A 17,943-nucleotide genomic window follows, 5' to 3' on the forward strand; every position below is an offset into this window, starting at 1 on the left:
TTATTTAACTTCAGTGATAAACATGCCGGCCCCGTATGTGTTTTTTTGTTTGCCGGTAACGACCAATGCTTTGAGTTCACTGGGAGTAATGGTTTGGAAGAGCGTGTCCGTATCTTCAAGCTCTTTTTTATATAAATTAAGCGGCTCATTTGTCAGAAAGACTGCAAAAAGTGACTTTCCTTTTGGAGGTTGAGCTTCAAAGTCAAAGTCATCAGAATCGTCCGGGATCATGATTTGTTTTCCGGCATTAACTAAATTCTCAGGATGATACTGGTTGGGAAAAAGAACAGTATAGCGGTCATCATCCTGTTGCAGGCTAATGATATTCAAATAACCTTTTTGGGCAACGTTACAGGTGATGGTCAGAGTATCGCCAATCCGGTAGCTGGATTTATTTGCCCTGATGCTCATTTTAAATGAAGCATCATTGACCAGGTTTTCAATCTTTTCCCAAAGTCCTAAAGGATTCTTTTTAACCAGTTTGCAGTTTGCCCCTGCTATTATTACATTATTCCTGTGCTCATTAAACGAAAGCCAGAACGTCCCATCTTTGTTAGGACCGGTTTTACCCCAGCTATTTTTGCAGAGCCATGCCTGTTTATCATTATCATAACCGATGAGTAGAACAGCATGTCCTCCCATGTTTTTGCCATTTCTTTGTTTATAGACCTCCCCTTTTTTCCCATTACGCCACCAGGGTATGAAATCTTCATAAATATAAAAACCCAAAAAAGCAGGGCCATCAGTTAGTAAAGAGGTTTTTACTGCCTCAACCGTATACCCATGAAAGGTATAAAAGCCGGTTGTTCGATAATCCAGTTCAGAACAACCTTTTAGCTGTGAACAGGGCGTAGGTTTAGTATTGCGATAGCTTGCACAACGTTCTGTAACCGGACCTTTATTGTGCCAGTATCTCAGTGCGGTCGCATACCCGCCTTTGCAACCTCCCATTTGATTATCGCAGGAGATCAGCTGTTGTTCAGACAGGTCCATTTTGGGGCCATCAAGCATCATAATTTTGGATTCAATTGCTCCTACGCAGGTAAAAGCCCAGCAACCTCCACACTCTCTTTGGTTTTTTACTTCAGTGACATACCCTTTGTCTCGCCAATCAAAACGGAGGGGTAAAAGATCCTTGGTCATTCCAGGATTTATTTCTTTTGATGTCAATAAATTTTTTTCAAAATCAGGTGCCGGTCCCCAATACCCAAAGCTGTATTCCACAACCTCCTGACTTCCGGCATTATTAAAAGAAGCAAAAATAATAAGGCTAATTAGTGCAATGCATGAAAACAAATTATAATAGAATTTCATCGTGTAACCTTTCACAATTGGGAAAAAGTGTTATTGGACGTTTATGGTAAGAGAAAATTTGGTTTGGGATTTTGCTGCCTGTTCTGGTGACATTGCGTTTCCTGCTTCCAGTTTAAGTAAACCGGGTTTTAAAATTCTGAAAGTCATAAGTCTATATACTGGTGCGCCAAGCAGGTCAGGTCTGGTTAGAATATAAGTTTCATCTATCAGTTTAAGAAATGGATCAAACGAATTTAAAAAATGCCAGAGATAACCGGTTGATGGGTTTTCCTCAAGCTTGACCTGAAAAATATCGTTTACGGACAAGTTAACTGGTTGGTTAAGTTTAGCCTGATCAAATATTTTGTTTTGGCTTAATTTAACAAATTTTTTTTGTTCTCTGACGGCGATGATCCGGTTATCTACATTTGAGTAAACGTTTCGGTCTTGAAGTACGACGGTGTTCTCTTTTACCAGGCTGTAGTTATACAGTTTTGAAATTTTTTCATCTTCAGAAAAGGCTGACAAACAGATTATTTGCTGGTTTGAGATCAAACAATTCGGTTGGTTGATCTGGTTTCCTGATACTTCAGTCACATGCAGGTTATCATTATTTTCTGTGATTATGAATCCATTGTGTTCATCTAAGGTTAACCACACCCCGAGCCAATGTTGGAGTGATTCTGCCTTTGGTACATTATCCTCGTTGGCAAAACAAACACCTGCATAAAAATTGATAACTACAGCCCATAAAAGGCTAAATTTTAATAAAAATGCCATAATAATACCTCGTGATGAATTTGTTTAATGAAAATTAAAAAAAATCGTCCTGTGTATTTCACGAATCTTTTCCAATTACCTCACCCTGCTCAAAAAATTTTACATTTATTTTTCCTCGTCTTGGCATAAAAGCATATTAATTGTCAAATATAAGTGGGTATTTTAAAATAGGCAAGGAGCGTAGCCTTTTGGGGGAACCCTGTAAAAAAACATAGTGTTTTTTATGCAATCGGCAGTATATAAAAATGCGGGAACTTAACCGAGCCCAATGTTTTTTTACAGGTTTGGTTGTGATTTGAATGTTAAAAAAAATGTACGGTTTTTTAATTTGTCCGTAAGGTATAGTTGAGTATGAAAACAGAATCTGAGGTCGTTATCTTACATTTAAGGATGTACGGCACATTTTACTCTCATTAAAGAAAGGAGAATAGTCATGAAAAAATCGTTTCAAATTATTTTTACCGCAGCCTTGGTCATGCTGACCCTCATGCCATGTTCGATGACCGCTTTTGCAGATGTGAAAGCCATAGGGATACGCACTGTCGGCGGAGATAGCAACGGTGACGGCAACCCGTTAAAAGTGGAATTTACCCCGGTCAAACAGGTATTTAAAGCCGGTGAGGCCATCCGTTTCAAAGTCAAAGGGTCGGAAACATTTTATCTGTATCTTTTCAGCGTAGATGAAAAAAACAATAAAGGGTATATGATCCTGCCCAACAAAAAACAGCAGTATGTTAAGTATCAAGCCGGAACAACTTATACCGTACCTGAAAGCTATATTGAATTTTATAGTGATTCCCCGGGCCGGGAAAAAATTATCATGCTGGCCAGTACCAAAAAAATGGATGTGAAATTCGACAAATATGCCAAGGCCGGCAATATTCTCTCCGCCAATTTTGACACGGTTGTGCAGGAAACCAAAGCGCTTAGCATTCGCTCCCGCGAGGCTAAAGCCAAACATGTTACCAAAGAATTGTCCTTGATAATAACAGGAAATGGACAAAACGAAAGTAGTGTACCTCACAGCAATCCGGCAGCAGCACCGTTTGTTTCAACAAACAAATCATCATACCGGGATGGAGATCCCATCCGCATTACGTTTGGTGCTGATAAGCCTGGATATGTACATCTTTATATCAACGAACCCGGTGGCCGCCAATCTTTTCTGACCACGGAAAGGGTTTCCGGCAAGGACTTTTACCAGGTGAACGCTACAGCTTCCAGACCGGGCGGGGTACACCAAATTATCGCCGTGTATGACAATAACGCCACCCCGGATAAAAATCGGATTTATACGCTTGCTTCCAAAGATATTCGTCTGGTGCCTGATGCCCCGGAGCACTGCGCTGTTTATAACTTTACTATTGAGGAGTAAGAATTCATGAGAACTTCAAGTTTGCTCATTGGCCTGTTTGTCAGCCTGGTCCTGTTATCCGGCGGGTGCAAAAATACGGATTATGTTCATGTGGGACCTAACTGGAAAGCCCTTCATGACATGGAACCGAAAAAAAATGCATTCTCAGTCACCGCGAAAGGCACTCGTGAAGCCTCATTGGGCAATGCGCTTTCTTATACGGTTTATTCCGGAGAAACCGGGAAGCTTTGGGTGGTGCAGGTTGATCCCGATGATAAGGTTTCGGTTATTGTTCCCAATGCTGAAATGCAGGATCATCAAATCTTAAAAAATGTTCCCCTGTATATTCCACCCAAAGGTGCCCACTGGGAGATGGCTGCCATGGAGCCTGTGGGAAAAAGTGTACTCGGTTTTTTTGTGACCACAGGGGATGAAGATATTAGTGATATCCTGGCCCAGGGACAAGGATCGTCAAAGGCGATCCGTGTAAGGCCCGCATCTGAATGGGGCATGGATAAAATGGTCGTGGATATTAAACCATAAACCGGTAAAAGGCGCCAAAAGGCGCCTTTTTTACATTGTTTCGGAAAGGACAGAAGAAAGAAAATGAAAGGTCACCATTATTGCATGCCCCGGGGAATATTTCTTATTCTGGTTTTCTTATTGTTAAGTGCCTGGCCGGCCTTTGCAGAAAATCGTGCATTGATCATCGGTGTGGGAAAATACCAGATAGAAGCCAACAACTTGCCGGGCATTGACAAAGATGTTGAAATGGCCCGGAAGATCGCTCTGATAATCGGCTTCAAACCTAAACAAATCAAGGTGGTTATGGATGAACAGGCTACTCTTAAGAACATCGGTGCCTCGGTCAATAACTGGCTGATAAAAGGCACGACAAAAAATGATCGGGTATTCTTTTATTACAGTGGACATGGGGCACAAATTCCCGATACCGGACGTGATGAAGATGATAAAGCCGATGAGGTCTTAGTGCCTCATGATATCAAAGTTACAAACGGCACCTTGGAAAATGCATTCTTAGATGATGTGTTCGGAAAAATGCTGGCAAAAATTCCAGCCAGAGAAAGCTTTGTATTTATTGATGCCTGTCACAGCGGTACCAGCACCAAATCCATTTTAGATACGGATCAAAAAGCAAAAGTCTTTATTTATCCGGGAATGCCGCATCAGATCCCAAAAGCCTTTTCCGCCCAACCTAGACGCCGGGCCGTTACCCGGGAGCGCTTTGCTTCCTTAAGTGCCTGCCGGGATGACGAGGTGGCCCGTGCGACACCGGAAGGCAGTTTGTTTACATTGGCGTTGTACAATGCCATCGTTAACGGCCAGGGAAAACCTGTCACGTTCAAACTTTTGCAAGAAAGTACCACTGACTTTATCGCTTCTCACTTATCCGCGGGCAAGGCTCATCACCCGGTGTTGACCGGCAGTAAAAAACTACAAAACAAAAATATCCTTGTTCGCGAAGTCGAGTCATCATCTGCGGAACCCAGCCTTTTTGACCAATGGATGTTACTGCCGGAAAAGGCTGACTATGAAGTTCCCATTCAAACCAACCAATCCCGATTTAAGCAAGGAGAGTTGCTGGAAATTTCACTAAAGATGCCCCATGACGGATATGTGAATGTGTTTAACTTAAGCCCGGGTGACAAAAAACTGACCGTATTATTTCCCAACGGGTACCATAAACAGAATTTTTTTGAAGCCGGTAGCAGGGTTGCGATCCCGGACAGGTCGGATAGCTTTACCTTACCGGCATCCCCGCCGTTTGGAAAAAGTCTGATCGTGGTGGTTGTAACAACACAAAACATTAATGCATATAGTAAAGGAATTGGAAACTCCGGTGATCTGTTTAAACTCATGTCCAACGAAACCACCGGGGAGGTTGAACATGCCTTCAGAAATTTTGATCCCCAGCCCAAATCCACAGGGTTAGGTGCAGGCAGAGTGATCGCTTTAATTGAACAATAATGCCATGAACGATATCTCTCAGCCAAGGAAATAAAATAAAATGAAAACAATGATTCAAATGATTGTACTCAGCCTGCTGATGGTCAGCTTTACATTTCACTCAATGGCAATCGCTGCAGATAGAAACTCTGTACCCGCAGGCATGTTTGACCTGTATGCCATGAATGAAAAGGAGGACATCGGCAACTACATCACCGAAGATTTTATTCTGACGGCCTATGCCATGATGGTCAACCAGAGTGTTACGGATATGGAACAGGCCGTGGTCATGCCGGCCTATAAAACGCTGCTTACCGCCATGGTGCAGCATCTACAAAACACACCGTCCCCCAAAGCACCGGCAGATGCCGCCGCACACCGGGCCAACCTTAATTTTCTGGCCGTGGTCAAGGCTCTGGCATTCGGAGAGACCATGACCAAAGACGCCATTGACAGCGATATCGCCAACGCGGAGCTTTCTGCCGTAATGGATGCAAAGGGAATTGGTACGTCCCCACTGATGCAGCAAAAGATTGATTACACGCAGTTTAAGGTCCGGGGCAAATACACCCAAACTCCGGAGCTTCAGAATTATTTTCGGGCTATGCGGTATAGTAGCACCGTATTGTTTCCGGTGCTTTCGTCCAAGGCTACCGGCATCACTGAAAAACAGGCGGATTTTCTAACCGGTCAGGCCCGGGCCCTGGCCAAATTGATCCATGATCAGCCGAAGATAAAACAGCAATATGATCGTATCAATGAAAAATTGTCCTTTTTGTTTGGTCGGCCCGATGATTTAACGGTTAATGATTATATCGCCGTATCTGCTGCTGCCTCCCCGGACGCTAAGCTCCCTGCCTTGCGCAAAAAATTGTCTCAGTTCGCCAAGGACAACGGGAAACAGCCCCGGATTATTGCCGGTGTTGTAAGTCAATCCGCCCTGCAAAAGGAGAAACGCAGTGCATCCGAGGTCATGACTGGATTCCGCTTGATGCCCTTGCGGTTTACTCCGGACAGTGCTGCTTTACAGGAATTGTGCTATGGACGCCTGTCCGGTGATTACCAGGACAAAGAAAGAAAACAGCCGCCCTTTTCCATGGTCCTGGCTGCCGGGCATCAGGTTAAAGGATTTCCCCTGGCTCTTGAGCTGATGGCCCTGTCCGGTTCTAAGGCTGCTGAAAAGATCCTGGCAGAATCAGGTGATCAGGCATACAAGGGTTATGATGATGCATTTAAAAAGGCTCAAATCAGTCTTGCCCAAGGGGAGGGACTGGCCGCAGATCATTTGGCGTTGATCTCCTATTGGTTGAAACGGGGTCGGACACTCCAGCAAAAGGGTGATCCTGTCAGGCGCCTGAATACCAGTCTGGGGTTTTATACTTGGCACCGGTATATTAATGTTTTGTATGCCAAACAATCCTACAGCGCTGTGGGTAAAGGCCTCTCTCTTTCACCATCTCGAAGCGCAGCCTGGATTGAACCCGTCCCCGAACTCTATCTCCTCTTAAGAAATCAGGCGGAAAAGTTAAGCCTGCATTTCGCAGACCCTCGATATACCGATAAGATGAACAGTTTTGTAGGGCTCCTTGACCGCTGTCATGGTGTTGCCCGGAAGATTGTTCTGGGAGAACCCCTGTCCGGGGATGATATTACCTTTTTAAACACCCTGGACCAGGCGTTTAAAAAAATATTGCCCGATGTGGACCATCCCATTGTTGTGGATATCCACACGGAAGCCAATTCCGGCAAGGTGCTGGAACAGGCTTTGGGATATCCGAAAATCGTCGAACATAATACTGGGACAGGGCCGACACGGGGAGCGTTGTTTAACCATTATGAATTCAAACAGGACATGAACAATCGATTGACGGACCAGGAATGGCAGTTGATGTTAAAGGCTGATCCAAACCTGATCAAACTTGAGAAAGCGCCAGGTCCTGAATTTAAACCAAAGTCATAGGGGGCAAAAGATAAAATGATAAAACAAAGTTCCACCATAACCGGCTTGTATTTTATCGCTTTGATGATCTGCGCAATATCGGGATGTTATTGTATTTCCGTTCAACCGGCCGCTGCAGCGAGCCAAGGATGTCAACAGGCAAAACTGCTTTACGATCAGGCAATGGACCATTCCGACAACCAGGAAAAAATTCGGCTCCTGGAGCAGGCTGCCGACATATGCCCTAGTTTTGATATTTATTTTCAACTGGGAAATGTTTTTGGGGAAGAAAAAAGGTATAGTGATGCGCGAATGGCTTACAAGGATGCTCAGCTATCAACTGACGAAGAAAGGTTGCAGGCCAATGCCCTGATCATGATCGGGGGAACCTACGAAGCACAAGAGGACATGCAGCCGGCGATCCGGTATTTCCGGCTGGCCCAGGAAATCCACGAAAATCCCAAGGTTGAAGCACATCTGCAAGATCTTTTTCTTTCCCAGGCCGGAGAATTTGTTTCCCAGGACAATATCACCCGGGCATTAACGGAATCCACCAGATCCCTTAAAGGATTTTCAGCTTGTCCCAAGATAGATCTTTATATTCATTTTGATTTGGGCAGTTACGCCCTTTCCCGCCGGGATGCTCAACAACAGTCAGTGGCACTGGGCCGCGCATTGAAAGATAAGGCCCTTCAAGGGAGTCGAATTCTAATTATCGGCCATACGGACAGCCAGGGTGAGGAATCATATAATATGGCACTGTCAATGAAAAGAGCCGAAAGTGTCAAACATTTTTTGATTAGGCACTATCCCGAATTGACATCCCATCTGACCCTGGCGACCGAGGGAAAAGGAGAAACCCGTCTGCTGGTTTCCCCGGAGACCACGGATCGGCATTATGCAGCGAACCGCAGGGTGGAGGTTGTGGTACAATGCAAATAACACCTTGGATAGGAGGCATGAGCATAAAAATGACGTCCCTGAAGGCAAAGCGGTTCATTCTGATGTGTGTTGGTCTGGTCCTGTGTTTGATCGCTGTCTTTCCGGCCCATGCGACCCGTCATGCGCTGCTGATTGGTGTCGGCAATTATCCGGGCCTGCCACCGAGATTAAGTCTGGAGGGGCCGGTGTCTGATGTGACTGCACTGAAAAAAATGTTGGTATCCAAGCAGGGGTTCGACCCCAAGAATATCGTGACCCTCACCGATTCCCAAGCCACTAAGGATGGGATACTGGCCGCCCTGGATAATTTGTCTAAGACGACCTCTCCCGATGACTTTGTCTTTATTTATTTCAGCGGACATGGAACCAGCCCCCAGGATGAAGCAACCCGGAAGATGAAAATAAATGATATGGGTACGTTTTATACCGGTGCCGTTTTGCCTTTTGATTTTTCGGCTGCGGACACCCCGGAAAAAATGATGGACAAGCTGATTATCGGATACCGGGATATCCGGCCCCGTGTGGAAAAGTTAGATAAAGACCGTCGGATTTTCGGCGTGTTTGACTCCTGTTACTCTGAAAATGCATTTCGCAGTTTAGATATGCTGGCAACAAGGCATGTGACCATCCCTTGGGCCGGTGCAAAAAAAAATATCGGTGATTCTCTGATTGACGAGAGTCCAACAACTCTTAAGGATGCGCCGACAACGGTTTCACCGCCAAGTCCGTATGAAAATACGATATTCCTTTCGGCCGCGTCTAAAGGGGAACCGGCAAATGACATGGTCCAACGTGATATGCCCCAAAGGTATACCACCTTTGACGGCAATTCCCATGGTGCATTGAGTAATGCGTTACTCATTGCTTTGGACGGGGACGCCGATATGGATGGTAACGGCCGGATCACTTATCGGGAGCTGCATAAAAGCGTTCGACTTAAAGTGGCAGAAAATTTTAGTCATACCCCCCGGCTCCTAGTTCCGGAAAATCGGCCGTCCATGAAAGATGACGTGGTTTTTCAAGCCAAACGGGGTGAGAAAATCCGACCGGAACCTTCGATTCCTACAGGCCCTTTGAAAGTTGCGACCAAGGGAAGTGCAAAACGGTTTATCTCCGCTGTCACTGAAATTCCCGGGGTCAAACTTGGTACGGAAAACGATTTTGATTTGCTGATAAAGGCCGTATCGGCCGAGATAGAAACCCGCAGTGGCCAAGATATGTTTGAGTTGTATCTGGCTAACGGTGGATTGCTTGCTGAACTACCCGCTTCAACGGTTTTGGAACGGATTAAGGCCCAGGTTAAAGTTAAAAAATTGCTTGAGAAAAAATGGCCAAATTCCAACTCCAATGTGTTTATTGAGATTCTCGGAAAACAGGGGATATTGTTTGAAGGCGATTCCCTTGGATTTTCCATTGATACCGAGTCCGATGCCTATATTCTGCTTGTCAATATTGATCATGCCGGCAATATTAACGTGGTTTATCCTTATGACGACTCGGAAACGGGTATTATCAAAAAAGGCCAAGGGCTTCATATGCCGGGTGTTTGCCGAGTTACCGGGGAGTGTTTGGGCACGGAATACTTAAAAGTGTTTGCCTTCCCCTCTTTGCCTGCAGAGATATCAACATTGATGGGCGAATCTTTTTCACCTGATGAACCGTTGTTTAATACTCTTTTGACCATGCTTGACCAACAAAAGAACGTAGTGACCTCTACAAGGACGTTGAAAACGGAAAGACGACAATAAGGACGCTGTAATGAAAATTAAATTAGTAGTACAATTTTTCGTTCTGGTTTTGATAGTCTGGATGACGGGTGAGACCGATGTCGCCGCAAGCGCCCCTCCTTCAACTGAACCCACTCTCCGACTTGGAACGCAGATGCATTCTTCTACGATAAGGCGGGTCAGCAGTGATGCTTCAGGTCGGTATATCCTCACCTGTAGCGAGGATAAAACTGCACGGCTTTGGGACGGGGAAACCGGTGATCTTGTTAGAATATTCAGAGTTCCATCTGAAAAAGGAGATGAAGGCAAATTATATGCCTGCGCCCTTTCCCCTGACGGGAAAACTGCGGCTGTGGGAGGGTTTACAGGTTACAAGTATTCTGGAAGGATCGTTATCTATCTTTTCAACACATTTACAGGAGAAATGATTCAAAGGCTGACAGGCCTGGAAAATGTTGTTTTTGATATTGAATTTTATTCCAACCATTTATTTGCGGCCGCCCTTGGCGGAAAAAACGGCATTCGGGTCTTTAAAAAAACAGGTTCCCGTTTTGTTCAGTGTAATAAAGATACAGACTATGGCGGACGAACTTACAATCTGGCCTTTGACACAGACGGTCGCCTGGCTTCTGTCGCTTTTGACGGTTATATCCGCCTTTATGATGCTGAATTTAACCTGATAAAAAAAAAGAAAACAACAGGCGGGGATAAGCCCTATTCACTCGCTTTTTCTCCGGATAATACCAAACTGGCCGTTGGATATGGTGATACCGCTACTCTGGATGTACTGGACGCAAGCAGTCTTGAGCTCCTCTATCGGCCCGATAATAAGGATGCCGATACCCCGGGTTTGCAGTTGAACAAGTTGAGCTTTGGGACGGACGGGTGCCTGTACGGCGGTGGACTTTATGATCAATCTATTGAGGGGCAACAGTGGTTTTTAATTCGTAAATGGCTTGATTCCGGCCGGGGAAAGTTTTTGGATTTTAAAGCGGCCGGCAATACGGTGATGGATATTAAGACATTTGGAAAAGGTCTTGTTATGATGGCCGGTAGTCGGCCGGATATGGCTTTGTTTAAGCCTTCTGGAGACAGGGTCTTCTATAAAACCGGTGAAATGATGAATTTTGGGAATAAAGAGCGGTTTGACTTTTTTACCGTGAGCCCGGACGGCGGCCGGATCACTTTTAAACCCACGGGGGCAGAGCCCCTGACCTTCAGCATTGCCGACAGGGCACTAAAACCATTTTCCAAAAAATTTGAATCTTTCAGGGAAAGCAGTGCGGCGCTGAACATTACAGATTGGAAAAACACGGACTCCCCAAAACTTAACGGGCATCCACTGAATTTTCTGGATCGAGATGAGATTTGTCGAAGTGTAGACATCGGAGCGGACGGCACTCTGCTGGTTGGTACCGCCTGGTCAATTTATGCCCTGGATAAACAAGGACGTCAAAAATGGAGAGCCCAGGTCCCCGGAGAAACCTGGGCCGTAAATATTGCCCCGAACAATAAGGTCGCTGTAGCACTCCATGACGGAGGAGAGATCCGTTGGTACAGGATGACGGACGGTAGCCTGCTTTTGTCGCTGTTTGTTCATCCGGACAGGAAAAGGTGGATTCTGTCCACCCCCCAAGGGTATTATGATTCCTCACCCGGAGCCGATTCCCTCATGGGTTGGCAAATTAACAAGAGTTCGGAGCAGGCGGCATCTTTTTATCCCATGTCCCGTTTCCGTTCATTGTATTATCGGCCGGATGTCGTGGTCAATATGATCAAATACGGTGATGCTGGAGAAGCGCTTGCGGCAGTAGACAGAGGAAAGAAACAAAAGCCGGTATCCATTGCTAAAATGGTGCCCCCGGAAGTTGTCATTCTTTCCCCTGAAAATAATACCGTAGTTTCTTCGGATACAATCCATGTCAAATACCGGATCGATACGCCTTCAGGAGAAGCTGTCACTGGAATTAAAGTGATGGTGGACGGTCGGCCTTTGGATCGTCAGCGGGGAATCAAGCGGGTAAAAAAAGGAGATGTTGTTGAAATTGATGTGCCGGTGCCACCCCGGGACAGTACGCTGTCTATTATCGCCGAAAACCGATATGCTGCAAGTGAACCAACAAAAGTCAGGTTGAAGTGGAGCGGGCCGGACCAGTTCATCCTCAAACCCAAGCTCTATGTTCTGGCTATGGGTAGTTCAGTATATGAAAATGAGGATCTTCGCCTGGATTATCCAGCTAAAGACGCCCAGGACTTTGCCGCTGTTTTGAGACAGCAAAAAGGCGGTATCTACAGAGACGTGGAAGTAAAATTGCTTAACAATCCCTCACGAGATGACCTGATGGATGGATTGGAGTGGCTTGAACGGCAGACCACCGCCCTTGATGTGGCGGCGGTGTTCTTGGCCGGTCACGGGGAAACTGACCGGAATGGAAACTATTATTATCTGCCCGTTGATACAGATATTGACAGTATAAAAAGAACCGGGGTCCCTTATTCCGCTATAAAAGATACGATTACCGGACTGCCAGGTAAAGTGCTTTTTTTTCTGGATACCTGCCATTCAGGTAATGTGATGGGTGCCCGGCGTGGAAGCTCAGGAGACCTGAATAAGGTAGCAAATGATCTGTCATCTGCTGAAAACGGCGTAGTGGTCTTTACCTCTTCCTCGGGGACCCAGTATTCACTGGAAAATCATACCTGGGGAAACGGAGCATTTACCAAAGCTGTGGTCGAAGGCCTGTCCGGGCAAGCAGATTATCACCGTGATAAAAAGATATCCATCAGTGAACTGACATTGTTTGTCGCCGAACGGGTCAAAGAACTGACCCAGGGACAGCAGACCCCAACCACCTGCAAACCGGAAACGATTGCCGATTTCCCCATAGTGGTGATACGCTAAGAAATCGCTTCTTCTCTAAGAAGCGGCCTATAAGCCATGAAGAATTCAAACTCCATGGCTTATAGCACCTTGCTTTTAAGCGCTGCCTTTTGCCGCTTCATCCATTTCAGATAAGCACAGATCCATATCTTTAGCATAATCGGATTTCTTTTCAACAGATTGGGCATACTGTTGTTTGGTCGCTTCATGAACCTCATGAACAGTTTTTCCCTTTTGGGGCGTTGTGTGGGTGTTAGGTGTGATGGAAGGGAATGCTTTGACATGCACCCATGCGGTTTCCGATGAAGGGTAGTAGATACTGACCCATCTGCCTTCAATTTGTTTGATTTTTACCGTTTGGCCTGTTTTCCCGATAATTTCCCCGGTTTTGGTGGAGGGAGCGGTGCGAATACTGTATCCAGAACGGACCTGTGTATCCGGTACGGTGTCACCGCCAACCGGACCGGGTTCAATTTTATCTATTTTTGCAATTGTTTTTTCTTGTTCCTTGATGCGCTTTCCGGATTTGGCTAAAAGTTGATCTAAAATACAGTTGTCAGCCTCAATCTTTTTTCCAAAATTTTTGTAGTCTTCCTGGGCTTTTTTTCTTCGGGCAGGATCTTTGCTTTTTAACCCGGCAAGAATCTGCTTGGATTCGTGATTTCGGCATTGCTGAAGACGATCAACTTCCAGGTTGATCTCTTGCAGTCTCTTTTGTTCTTGTTCCGACGTTGAAATAAAGCTATTGACGATGTTATTTGTATCGATCTGTTTGTTGCATTTTGTGTCGCAGGCTACTGAGTTGTTGTTCAGAAAGGAACTCATCTGGCATGTTGCCATACATCTAGTCCAGGATGTTAACGTCTTGTTTAATGTGTCGTTCATAGTGGTTGACTTGTCATATGATTTCAATTTATACAGATTTTCTGAACACGGATCATCCACAAAGGTCTGTGTCGACTCAAAAGGCTTGAAACCACTGAATCCTTGATTCGTACAGGCCTGAAGGTTTAAAAATGTGATCAAGATAAAACCGTATAAAAAAAAGTTGAGAATCGTTACATTTTTCATTTAAGCTCCTTGTGATTGTGATTCTGTTACTAATTAAGATTGATTCAAATATCAATCCTTGCCATCCTTGAATCCGAATAAATTCCCATCATCGACGAAATTCGGGTTGTCCAGAATCCCGGTGGAAATATTTTTTATTCAGAAGCGTCTCAAACGATCATTTCTTATAGCTTTATTTCGAGGGTTGTCAATCATATGCTGAATTTCTAATAATTCAGTGCGCTAAATCAGCTTTATAAAGCGGACTGAAAGACCAGCAATACCGGCTAATGTCGGTTTCTTTGTCAACTCCGAAGGGTAACTGTAAAATCGCAAAATCAATAGCATTAAACACCACTTTGGTGGTCGTTGTTTGAGGCTGTTTATAGATTTAACATCCTACATTTAAAGCATAAAACCAAATATTCGCAAAATCCTCCCCGCCTGAAAGGCGGGGAGAATTTTTAACAAAAACAATAAACATTTAGTTTGAGTTTAAAATTATAGATCTTAGTACAAATCCAACTGGCCCTTGACTTAAGAAAAGGAGTAAAAATGCAGCATACACAATGAGAGTTGCAGCCATGTACCCAAACCAGCCACCAAAAGCGCTACAAGCAGCAGCAATTATGAAAGATTCTGTCATGTCGTTAATGCCACTTGCAATGCAAAAAAAACCGAAAACCGCACCCACAATTGCGCCCATAATTGCTAAGTTGTTTCGTATTTGCTCCCGTTCTTGATATATATCTCTAAGAATATTTACCAAAACAGCACTAATAATAAGACCAACAATTGCACCAATAAAAGGATCAAAACCAATTCCTTTTCCATAATCATAGCCAACAACACCACCTCCAAGAGCCACTAACAGTGTTGAAACTGGATGTAATGATTTTTTCTGTGACTGTGCTGCATCAGTTTGACGATTCGCCATTTTTTTCTCCTTTTCTATTTGTTTTTGTGTATGGCATAGCCTTTTGTTGCTTTGTTATTGATTAATACGGACACTTAAATAGAAAGGAACATTTTGATGACGATTTTCTCCCCCAAAAAAAGAGTTATCTCCTGAGAAAAATTATGTGCCATCATTGAAGACAAAGTGAATACTTGGTTTGCAACAAGCCTCTTGCATGGGATAACAGTTAGGGCTGTATCATTTTTAGTACTGCCAAAGATTGCCTCTTGAGATCCCTGGCCATTATGAAACAGAACCACGGATTATCCATAGGGACTTTCCGGAGCATGGCGGTACCATAACAGGCATCTATGTGAGCGGTATGAGTATCGGCTCCATGTCAACAACCACCTTGACGGCGCCCATTGCACATGTCTCCGGCTGGCGAACAGCACTGATGCTTCCAGCTGTTCTGGCTTTGGCTGCAATTATTCGCTATGTGGCGAGAACCTGTCTGGATAAAAAGTTGAGCCAGTCCAGCACAACGAGAAACAGGGTAAAATTGGTGTATAGAAAAGGCACGGCGCTTCGTTCATTCTCAAATAACCGATAGCCTGGCTGCCAACCTATCTGATCCAGGCTTGGAGGCTCTGCCGCATCTTTGTTTCAAATTCTTGGACTTCTGGGATGTTTTGGTTTGCCCATCGTGGCCTCAAACGGACGTTTTTCAAACCGGTTTATGGTTTTTGTCGTCACCATTTCCTGGATTCTTACCGCCGCAGGCTACTGGCTTGCACCGTTCCAATGGATAATCTGGACCATTTTTGGCGGTATCGGATCTGGTGGGGGCTTTACCGTTATTTTCAGCCTGGTCATGAAGTATGCCCGGGACATGGATGAGAATCGCAGTATTTCAACCATGGTACAAAGCATAGGTTATATGGTGGCCTCGGTAAGCCCCTTTGTTATCGGTTACGTCCATGAGCTGACGGGCCAATGGGGAATTTGCATGGCTATTTTATCGGCAGCGGTCATTGTCATGATCCTGTGCGGCATTGGTGCGGCCGGGCGTACAAGATAGTGTTTAGTGCAAAGATTTGCGTACGGACATGGGTTTTCGGTCGGGCATAACTAACACAATAACAATCTAAAATTAATAAAAAGCGCACTTGACAGAAACGGGCGTTGTCCTTATTATACGCTCAAGTCAATTTTTTGACTGTATAGTCATCTTTCTGAACGATACGGTCAGAAAGATGTTTTTGTTTTCCCCTACAGCAATGATGCGGGGATAACCCGAGGAAGGATTAAATGAATTCACCCACCAAAAGAAAAGAGATGATGAACCGTCTGCTCAAGGGGCAGGTGGTAAAAACCGTGCTGGCAATGATACAGGAAGGAACACCCGTTACCATGGATAATGTGGCGGCCAGGTGTGGTGTGTCCAAAGGGACATTGTACAATTATTTTAAAAATAAAAAAGACCTGCTGAACTCTGTTCATGAGGCTGTGATTCTTCCCATTAAAGATGGATCATGCAAAATATTTGGAAAAAATATCCCGCCGATGGAAAAAATATATGCATTTGTGGAGAATGTATATAATTTCCACAAGGAATACCCTCTTTATTGTGAAATTATCCAGAGCCAACGTTCGGCTGCCGATGCCGTCAAAGAGCGCATGGACACCACCATCATCCCACTGGCCAATGTCTGTCGGGAGGGCATGCGCCAGGGGCAGTTTATGGATGCAGATCCCTATGTAATGGCAGCCATGATCTTCGGTACGGTGGTGGGTCCTTTGGAGTCCCTGACATACCGGGAGGAACCGCTCCAGGATTTGGAAAAACTCAAACAGGAAATTGTCCGCTTTCTGGACAAAAGTATACTTAAGGAACAGGAGAGATCGTTATGAAGCGTTTTTTGCTTGGCTTTGTCACGGCCGTAATTATTGGCGGTGGATATTTGTTTTACTCAGGACAGCTTGCTCTGCCCTGGGCAGGGGCGCAAAAAGACCAGGCTCCCTCCCAGTCCGGGCAGGCACATGCCCAGTCGGCCCCGGTCCGTCCGCCGGTTGAAGTGGCCGTTTACACGGTCAAGCCCCAAGAAGTGGTTTTCACCAAAGATTTGGCCGGCAGAACATCTGCATACCAGGTGGCTGAAATTCGCCCCCAGGTCACAGGCATAATTCTGAAGAGGATGTTTACCCAGGGCAGTTTGGTTAAAAAGGGGCAGCAACTTTATCAAATTGATCCCGCCACTTACAAAGCCGCATATGAATCGGCCGTAGCGAGTCTGGTTCGCGCCCAGGCCGACGTTAAGGCCGTGGAACCTAAGCTTGCCAGGTACAGCCGCCTGGTGAAGGTGGGCGGTGTCAGCCGCCAGGTTTATGACGATACCGTGGCAGCCCTGGCCCAGGCCAAGGCCGATGTAGCTGTTGCGAAAGCAAATCTGGCCGCCGCGAAAATAAATCTGGACTATACCAAAGTATTTTCACCCATTTCCGGGCGCATCGGCAAGTCATCGGTGACCGAAGGCGCTCTGGTTACGGCCAATCAAACCACCGCCCTTGCCGTGGTTCAGAACCTGAACCGGATTTATGTAGACGTAAACCAGTCCAGCGAGGAGCTCATCGCGCTTAAAAAAGGCATGAATAATTCTGAACAGAATTCCATGGTCAGCCTGTTTATCGGAAAAGAGGGTATCCCCTATGACCTGCAGGGCAAATTGCTGTTTTCCGATGCCACGGTGGATCAGAGCACCGGTATGGTTCAGTTGAGGATACTGTTCCCAAACCCTGAAAAGGAACTGCTGCCCGGCCTTTTTGTCCGTGCCAGGGTAGAGCAGTCCCGCCGGGATGATGCCATTGCCGTTCCCCAGCAGGCTGTGATCCGCAATGCAGACGGATCTGTTTACGTATGGGTTGTGGATAAGGAAAATACGGTGAAGCACCAGGCAGTTAAAGTGGTTCAGGCGGTGAAGGACCAGTGGGTGGTCTCTTCCGGCCTCGCCCCCGGTGACCGGGTGGTGGTTGCGGGACTGCAGAAAATCAGCCCCCAGGCCAAGGTCACCACTGTGGAATACAACGCATCCACCAACTCATGATAGCAGG

General features: G+C 45.5%; 15 protein-coding genes. 11 read left to right on the forward strand and 4 right to left on the reverse strand.

Going from position 1 to position 17,943, the window contains the following annotated elements:
- Nucleotides 1-1,314: a C1 family peptidase gene (locus B147_RS0100240; RefSeq protein ID WP_020585248.1), complete on the reverse strand. Its 1,314-nt coding sequence runs from the start codon at nt 1,312-1,314 to the stop codon at nt 1-3.
- A gap of 30 nt (nt 1,315-1,344) precedes the next feature.
- Nucleotides 1,345-2,073, reverse strand: coding sequence for a protease inhibitor I42 family protein (locus B147_RS0100245; protein WP_020585249.1), 729 nt, complete (start codon nt 2,071-2,073; stop codon nt 1,345-1,347).
- A 433-nt stretch (nt 2,074-2,506) separates the two neighbouring features.
- Between B147_RS0100245 and B147_RS0100250 the strand changes: the two genes are divergently transcribed.
- The 7 genes from B147_RS0100250 to B147_RS27010 all read left to right on the forward strand — a co-directional run bounded on the left by B147_RS0100250 (nt 2,507) and on the right by B147_RS27010 (nt 12,905).
- Complete coding sequence (locus B147_RS0100250) at nt 2,507-3,448, forward strand: DUF4384 domain-containing protein (RefSeq protein ID WP_020585250.1); 942 nt, start codon at nt 2,507-2,509, stop codon at nt 3,446-3,448.
- 6 nt (nt 3,449-3,454) lie between these two features.
- Nucleotides 3,455-3,970, forward strand: coding sequence for a DUF4384 domain-containing protein (locus B147_RS0100255; protein ID WP_020585251.1), 516 nt, complete (start codon nt 3,455-3,457; stop codon nt 3,968-3,970).
- A gap of 63 nt (nt 3,971-4,033) precedes the next feature.
- The gene (locus B147_RS0100260) at nt 4,034-5,416 is read left to right on the forward strand and encodes a caspase family protein (RefSeq protein WP_020585252.1); all 1,383 of its coding nucleotides are present in this window, start codon (nt 4,034-4,036) and stop codon (nt 5,414-5,416) included.
- 40 nt (nt 5,417-5,456) lie between these two features.
- Nucleotides 5,457-7,355, forward strand: coding sequence for a DUF3160 domain-containing protein (locus tag B147_RS0100265; protein ID WP_020585253.1), 1,899 nt, complete (start codon nt 5,457-5,459; stop codon nt 7,353-7,355).
- A 15-nt stretch (nt 7,356-7,370) separates the two neighbouring features.
- Nucleotides 7,371-8,276: an OmpA family protein gene (locus B147_RS29870; protein ID WP_020585254.1), complete on the forward strand. Its 906-nt coding sequence runs from the start codon at nt 7,371-7,373 to the stop codon at nt 8,274-8,276.
- 17 nt (nt 8,277-8,293) lie between these two features.
- Nucleotides 8,294-10,024 (forward strand): caspase family protein, encoded by a 1,731-nt coding sequence (locus B147_RS0100275; RefSeq protein ID WP_020585255.1) that lies wholly within the window; start codon nt 8,294-8,296, stop codon nt 10,022-10,024.
- A 10-nt stretch (nt 10,025-10,034) separates the two neighbouring features.
- Complete coding sequence (locus B147_RS27010; RefSeq protein WP_033396612.1) at nt 10,035-12,905, forward strand: caspase family protein; 2,871 nt, start codon at nt 10,035-10,037, stop codon at nt 12,903-12,905.
- Nucleotides 12,906-12,980: 75 nt separating this feature from the next.
- Here the strand turns inward: B147_RS27010 and B147_RS0100285 are convergent, their stop codons facing one another.
- Nucleotides 12,981-13,955 carry an SH3 domain-containing protein gene (locus B147_RS0100285; RefSeq protein ID WP_020585257.1) on the reverse strand — a complete coding sequence of 325 codons (975 nt, stop codon included), beginning with the start codon at nt 13,953-13,955 and terminating at the stop codon, nt 12,981-12,983.
- A gap of 463 nt (nt 13,956-14,418) precedes the next feature.
- Nucleotides 14,419-14,871, reverse strand: coding sequence for a hypothetical protein (locus B147_RS0100290; protein WP_020585258.1), 453 nt, complete (start codon nt 14,869-14,871; stop codon nt 14,419-14,421).
- A gap of 334 nt (nt 14,872-15,205) precedes the next feature.
- Here B147_RS0100290 and B147_RS31555 point away from each other — a divergent pair, with 334 nt between their 5' ends.
- The 4 genes from B147_RS31555 to B147_RS0100310 all read left to right on the forward strand — a co-directional run bounded on the left by B147_RS31555 (nt 15,206) and on the right by B147_RS0100310 (nt 17,936).
- The gene (locus B147_RS31555; RefSeq protein WP_157237701.1) at nt 15,206-15,445 is read left to right on the forward strand and encodes a hypothetical protein; all 240 of its coding nucleotides are present in this window, start codon (nt 15,206-15,208) and stop codon (nt 15,443-15,445) included.
- Nucleotides 15,446-15,493: 48 nt separating this feature from the next.
- Complete coding sequence (locus B147_RS0100300) at nt 15,494-15,913, forward strand: MFS transporter (protein WP_020585260.1); 420 nt, start codon at nt 15,494-15,496, stop codon at nt 15,911-15,913.
- Nucleotides 15,914-16,143: 230 nt separating this feature from the next.
- On the forward strand, nt 16,144-16,746 hold the full coding sequence (locus B147_RS0100305; RefSeq protein ID WP_020585261.1) for a TetR/AcrR family transcriptional regulator: 603 nt from the start codon (nt 16,144-16,146) through the stop codon (nt 16,744-16,746).
- A complete protein-coding gene (locus B147_RS0100310) occupies nt 16,743-17,936 on the forward strand; it encodes an efflux RND transporter periplasmic adaptor subunit (RefSeq protein ID WP_020585262.1) in 1,194 nt (397 codons plus the stop codon). Before B147_RS0100305 ends, B147_RS0100310 begins: the two co-directional genes overlap by 4 nt.
- Nucleotides 17,937-17,943 lie beyond the last annotated feature (7 nt).

This window comes from Desulfobacter curvatus DSM 3379 (genome assembly GCF_000373985.1).
Lineage (GTDB): Bacteria > Desulfobacterota > Desulfobacteria > Desulfobacterales > Desulfobacteraceae > Desulfobacter > Desulfobacter curvatus.